5 protein-coding genes are annotated in these 6000 nt (G+C 34.2%); 3 read left to right on the top strand and 2 right to left on the bottom strand.

Annotated features, from left to right (window positions below; all coding sequences use genetic code 11):
* Positions 1–7 precede the first annotated feature (7 nt).
* Both BSF42_RS20875 and BSF42_RS20880 read left to right on the top strand, forming a co-directional pair.
* Positions 8–886 carry an alpha/beta hydrolase gene (locus BSF42_RS20875; protein ID WP_095955030.1) on the top strand — a complete coding sequence of 293 codons (879 nt, stop codon included), beginning with the start codon at positions 8–10 and terminating at the stop codon, positions 884–886.
* Positions 879–1559: a GNAT family N-acetyltransferase gene (locus BSF42_RS20880; protein WP_095955031.1), complete on the top strand. Its 681-nt coding sequence runs from the start codon at positions 879–881 to the stop codon at positions 1557–1559. Before BSF42_RS20875 ends, BSF42_RS20880 begins: the two co-directional genes overlap by 8 nt.
* Positions 1560–1629: 70 nt before the next feature.
* Here BSF42_RS20880 and BSF42_RS20885 read toward each other — a convergent pair whose 3' ends face one another.
* Positions 1630–3165, bottom strand: coding sequence for a YifB family Mg chelatase-like AAA ATPase (locus tag BSF42_RS20885; RefSeq protein ID WP_095955032.1), 1536 nt, complete (start codon positions 3163–3165; stop codon positions 1630–1632).
* Between the two features lie 79 nt (positions 3166–3244).
* Positions 3245–4219 (bottom strand): Gfo/Idh/MocA family protein, encoded by a 975-nt coding sequence (locus BSF42_RS20890; RefSeq protein WP_095955033.1) that lies wholly within the window; start codon positions 4217–4219, stop codon positions 3245–3247.
* 316 nt (positions 4220–4535) lie between these two features.
* On the opposite strand from BSF42_RS20890, the gene BSF42_RS20895 reads away from it, so the two are divergent.
* Positions 4536–5852, top strand: coding sequence for an ammonium transporter (locus tag BSF42_RS20895; protein ID WP_095955034.1), 1317 nt, complete (start codon positions 4536–4538; stop codon positions 5850–5852).
* Positions 5853–6000 lie beyond the last annotated feature (148 nt).

Genomic DNA, 6000 nt, shown 5'->3' on the forward strand with positions numbered 1-6000 from the left:
TACTTCAATGAACAAATTTATTACCCTGGCTTTCTTTCTTTTTTCTTTCACTTTAATATTCAGCCAAAAAAACAAAACCAAAGCTGCAGAAATACAAAAACCATTCGTTTTAGGTGTTATTGACGAAATTCAATCCAAAGAACTTAACGAAAAAAGAATACTAAATATTTATCTTCCTGAAGGTTACAATCCTTCTGAAAACACAAAATATCCTGTTATATATTTACTTGATGGCTCTGCCAATGAAGATTTTATACACATTACTGGTTTAGTTCAATTTAATAGTTTTGAGTGGATCAACCAAGTTCCAAAATCAATTGTAGTAGGAATTGCAACTGTAGACAGAAGAAGGGATTTTACATTTCCAACAACTATTGAAAGTGATAAAAGCCGTTTTCCAAGCGGTGGTCATTCGGATCGTTTTATTGCTTTTATCGAAAAGGAACTACAGCCTTTTATTGAGCAAAGATATAAGACAAATGATTCGAAAACTATTATTGGCCAATCTTTAGGCGGATTATTAGAAACTGAAATTTTGTTTAAAAAGCCTTTTCTTTTTAATAAATACGTCATTGTAAGTCCGAGTCTGTGGTGGAATAATGGTTCTTTACTTGATTTAGATTCAGAAATACTGAAAGAAGATTTTAAACAGCAGACCGACATTTATATTGCAGTTGGAAAAGAAGGCTTAACTCCCACAACAATTCCGCGAGTTATGGAAGTAGATGCTAATTTATTGACTGAAAAAATAAAAAAATCTAAAAGTAAAAACATCAAAGTTTATTTTGATTATTTACCAGATGAAAACCACGCAACTATCCTTCATCCAGCAGTATCGAACTCATTTAAAATCTTCTACCCTCAAGCAAAAAATAAAAATGAATAATATTGACGAAAATAAACTGGACAATCCTGTCTTGAATTCTTTATCTGAAAATCACGAAAAATTTTGCCTTGATTATAACGGAGTAAAATTTTATAATCCCGATTATTGTCCTTTTGGGGGCTTTATAAACCTCGAAAAAACTGAAAAAGCAACTGCTGACTACGCCTCATTATGTGAAAATTTTTATATTGTTGGAGAAAAGCCTAGCATTTCAAGTCCTTTAAAGATCATCAAAGAATTGGTCTGCCTTCAAATGATTATCTCTAAAAAAATTCAACTAACTCCTAAAAATGAAATCATCAAACTTACAGATGAGCATACTAAAGAATTATTGGATTTAGTCAATTTAGTACAGCCTGGATATTTTAAACCAAAAACAGCTGCGCTGGGAAATTACTACGGAATCCTTATAGATAAAAAATTAATTGCTGTTGCAGGTGAACGCATGAAAATGAATCATTTTACAGAAGTCAGCGCTATCATCACTCATCCAGATTACACTGGAAAAGGATATGCCAAACAATTGACTGCCTATGTTGTAAACAAAATTTTCGAAGAAGGTAAAACTCCTTTTTTACATGTCGTAGAAAGTAACATTGGAGCTGTAAAATTATACGAAAAACTGGGTTTTGTTACGAGAAGAAAAATGAGTTTTTGGAATATTTCAAAATAGTAAACTGAAATATTCAAGACTGAAAAATAAAAAATTAGCCCTGATAATTATTATCAGGACTAAAATGAATTTATCCCAGCCATCCTTCTCGATCCAAACTTCTATACTGAATTGCTTCTGCAATATGCGACGAAACTATACTGGGCGCATCATCTAAATCGGCAATGGTTCTGGAAACTTTCAAAATTCTGTCATACGCTCGAGCGGAAAGATTCAGTCTTTCCATTGCGGTTTTCAACAGCTCTTTTGAAGCGTCATCTAAAACACAATATTCCCTAATTAATTTACTGCTCATTTGAGCATTGTAATGAACATTTTCTATCGCTTCAAATCGTTTGGTTTGAATTTCGCGTGCTGCAGTTACACGTTTCCGAATTTCTACACTACTTTCTGCTTTTTTTTCATCGGCCAATTTTTCAAACGGAACTGGTGTAACTTCTATATGAATGTCTATTCTGTCTAATAACGGACCCGATATTTTACTCATATAGCGCTGCATTTCGTGTGGAGAAGAGGTATTTGGCGTGCTTGGATCGTTAAAAAAACCACTCGGACTTGGGTTCATACTGGCCACAAGCATAAAAGAAGACGGATAGGTAATCGTAAACTTAGCGCGCGAAATAGTAACTTCCCGATCTTCTAACGGCTGGCGCATTACTTCAAGAACATCTCGTTTAAATTCTGGTAATTCATCCAAAAACAAAACACCATTATGCGCCATCGAAATTTCTCCCGGCTGCGGATAACTGCCGCCACCAACCAAAGCCACATTCGAAATGGTATGGTGTGGACTTCTAAATGGACGCTGATTCATTAAACCAACTTCTTTTAATTTTCCCGCAACACTATGAATTTTAGTAGTTTCAAGTGCTTCCCGCAAAGTCATAGGAGGCAGAATACTCGGAACACGTTTTGCCAGCATCGTTTTTCCAGCTCCAGGCGGGCCTATTAAAATAATGTTGTGACCTCCCGCTGCTGCAATTTCCATACAGCGTTTAATACTTTCTTGTCCGCGAACATCTGAAAAATCAAATTCTGGAAAATCCAACGTTTTATAAAATTCTGCCCTCGTATCTATTACTGTTGGCTGAAGCGTACCTTTTCCAGCAAAAAAGTCAATGATTTCTTTTAGATTCTCTACGCCATAAACATCTAAATCGGATACAATCGCCGCTTCCTTTACATTTTGAATGGGAAGAAAAAAACCTTTATAACCTTCTTCTTTTGCTTTGATGGCAATTGGTAAAGCACCGCGAATAGGCTGCAGACTTCCGTCTAAAGAAAGTTCACCCATAATAATATATCGCTCAATTTCTGGCGCTTTTATCTGATCTGAACCGACTAGAATTCCCATTGCCAAGGTCAAATCGTAAGACGAACCCTCTTTTCTAAGGTCTGCCGGCGCCATATTAATGGTAATTCTTTTTCCAGGCATACCGAAACCATTATTTTTAAGTGCTGCCGCGATTCGGAAACTGCTTTCTTTTATAGCATTGTCTGGAAGTCCAACTAAATGATAACCAATCCCTTTATCCATATGAACTTCGACTGTAATTGTCGTTGCCTCTACGCCAAAAACGGCACTTCCATAAACTTTTACTAACATAAATATCTTTTCATTAAATGTTTTTAAAACTAATGAAAAATTATTATTATGTAAATATTTTATTACAAAATTTTTAAAATTAAAATGGAAGCTTGATTTGGATCTTAATTTCCTCCACAATCTTACTCAAATCCAAACTATTCTGATGTGACCAAAGTTCACTTTCTATCTGGTTATTTCGAATACAATTATGGCATTCTAGTATTTCATGAGAATAGCCTTTTCCTAATGTTGGTAAACTGACAACTGCTTCTTTTTCATCATTTATAAATAAAGAATACCCATCTGCCACATACCAAGGCGAATTCAATTCGATTCTCCCTTTTGAACCGCTTATTGAAGCTTTCATATCAGACTCTGAAACAATTGAAGCGTGCAAAACCGATTGAGCAGATTCGTATTGCAGTATCATAGAAGTCTGCAAATCAATATCATTTTTATGCTTTACCGCTTTTGCAATAATCTCTTTTGGTTTTCCTAATAGTATATAAGACAGGAACAAAGGATAAACACCAATATCAAATAGCGCTCCGCCTCCTAAATCTTTATCAAAAAGTCTTTTATTTTCGATTTCACTTCCGTGAAAGGCAAAATCGGCTTTTATATAATTTATGCTTCCTATGACTCCGCTATTTATCTTTTGTAAAACATCTTGAACAGAAGGGATAAAGCGCGTCCAGAAAGCTTCCATAAAAAACCTGTTGAACTTTTTAGAAGCTTCAATCATAAGCTTGGTATCTTTATAAGACAAAGACATTGGTTTTTCACAAATAACATGTTTCCCATTTTCAAGCGCTTTTATCGATAATGACGCATGCGAATTATGCGGTGTCGCTATGTAAATAATTTCAACTTCTTTATCTTCAAAAAGTAAATCGTATGAATTATATATTCTTGAAGCATTAAATTTTTCTGCAAACTGCTCTGCCTTCGAAATATCTCTTGATGCAACAGCTGTTAGCTCTGCATCTTCAACTAATAATAAATCTGCTGCAAACTGATTGGCTATATTGCCAAGACCAATAATTCCCCATTTAATTTTCCTATTTTCCATTCTTGTATTTTAATCATTAAAATTGTTAAAAACATTAAAAAAATCTTATTCTCAAAAATTATCAGATGTTTTTAAACAACAAATATCCAATATATCGCAAAAAGTAACAATCAATTAACCCAAAAATTATCAAAAGTCTTAGTAAGGAGAAAAAAAATGTTGCCGAATTACAAATTTTAAGTCTGTTTTAACAAATTCACGCAAAATTTAAGGGTTCAAATTTTAAATTTAACAAAAATTAAACATTGAACCCTATTTTTTTAGGGGGTATGAAATCATTTTATACTTTTATAAAAAATTTTAAAACTAAATAACTATGCGAAAAATTATTTTAAGTGTGATTCTTATCACTATTTTGGTACTAACCTTTATATCAAACTTTATCATTGCAGATAACCCAATTCCTGCAGAAGCGGTTAAGTTTGATACAGGAGATACGGCTTGGATGATCGTTGCAACTGCTTTTGTATTGTTAATGACTCCTGGTTTAGGATTTTTCTACGGAGGAATGGTAGGTAAGAAAAACGTAATTAGTACTATGCTGCAAAGTTTTATGGCCATGGTAATTGTTACAATTTTATGGACTGTTGTAGCTTTCGGATTAGCTTTCGGACCAAGTATTGGAGGAATTATTGGAGATCCAACCAGTAATTTATTCTTTCAAGGTGTTGGAACCAATACAGCATGGAGCCTTGCGCCAACGATTCCTTTTATGTTATTCGCATTATTTCAGGCAAAATTCGCCATCATTACTCCTGCGTTAATTACAGGTGCTTTTGCAGAACGTGTACGTTTCTGGGCTTATTTGTTATTCATGGTTTTATTTATATTATTAATATATGCTCCGTTGGCTCACATGACTTGGCATCCTGATGGAGTTTTCTTTAAAATGGGAGTTCTTGACTTCGCTGGTGGAACAGTAGTACACATGAGTGCTGGCTGGGCTGCATTGGCTGGAGCAATCTTCTTAGGAAAAAGAAAAATTCAAAAAGTTAATCCTGCTAGAATTACTTATGTATTATTAGGAACAGGTTTACTTTGGTTCGGCTGGTTTGGTTTCAACGCTGGATCTGCATTAGGAGCAAATGGTTTAGCTGTACAAGCTTTAGGTACAACCACTGTTGCTGCTGCAGCTGCTGCAATGGCATGGGTTTTCCTTGATAAAATATTAGGACACAAATTATCTGCTCTTGGAGCTTGTATCGGAGCTGTTGTAGGTCTTGTTGCTATTACGCCTGCAGCTGGTTTTGTTAGTATTCCTCATGCAATTTTCATCGGTTTATTCTCTGCAATTGTAAGTAACCTTGTAGTTAGCAAATTCCCTAAAGGAAAAATTGATGATGCATTAGATGTATTTGCTTGTCACGGTGTTGGTGGTATGGTTGGTATGTTATTAACTGGAGTTTTCGCTTCAAAAGCAATTAACCCAGCTGTTGGAGACAATCAAGGTTTAATTTTCGGAACTCCAACTTTGTTTATCAATCAATTAACAGCTTTAGTGGTAGTATCAATCTTTGCTTTTGTAGGTTCTTATATTTTATTCTTCGTTGTAAATAAAATTACTCCTCTAAGAGTTACTGAAGAAAAAGAAGAACTTGGTTTAGATATCTCTCAACACGGAGAATTCTTATAAGATATTAATTTTCAACTTTCAATGACTAGTCCTAAATAATCGATACAGATTATTAGACAAATATATTTAATTAGACACCTGTAATATTTTTTATTGCAGGTGTTTTTCTTTTATAAGTTCTCATCTTTACTACACTTTGTTGATGCAT

Origin of the sequence: Flavobacterium sp. ACN6 (assembly GCF_002304005.1) — a bacterium.
In the GTDB taxonomy this organism is placed as follows: domain Bacteria; phylum Bacteroidota; class Bacteroidia; order Flavobacteriales; family Flavobacteriaceae; genus Flavobacterium.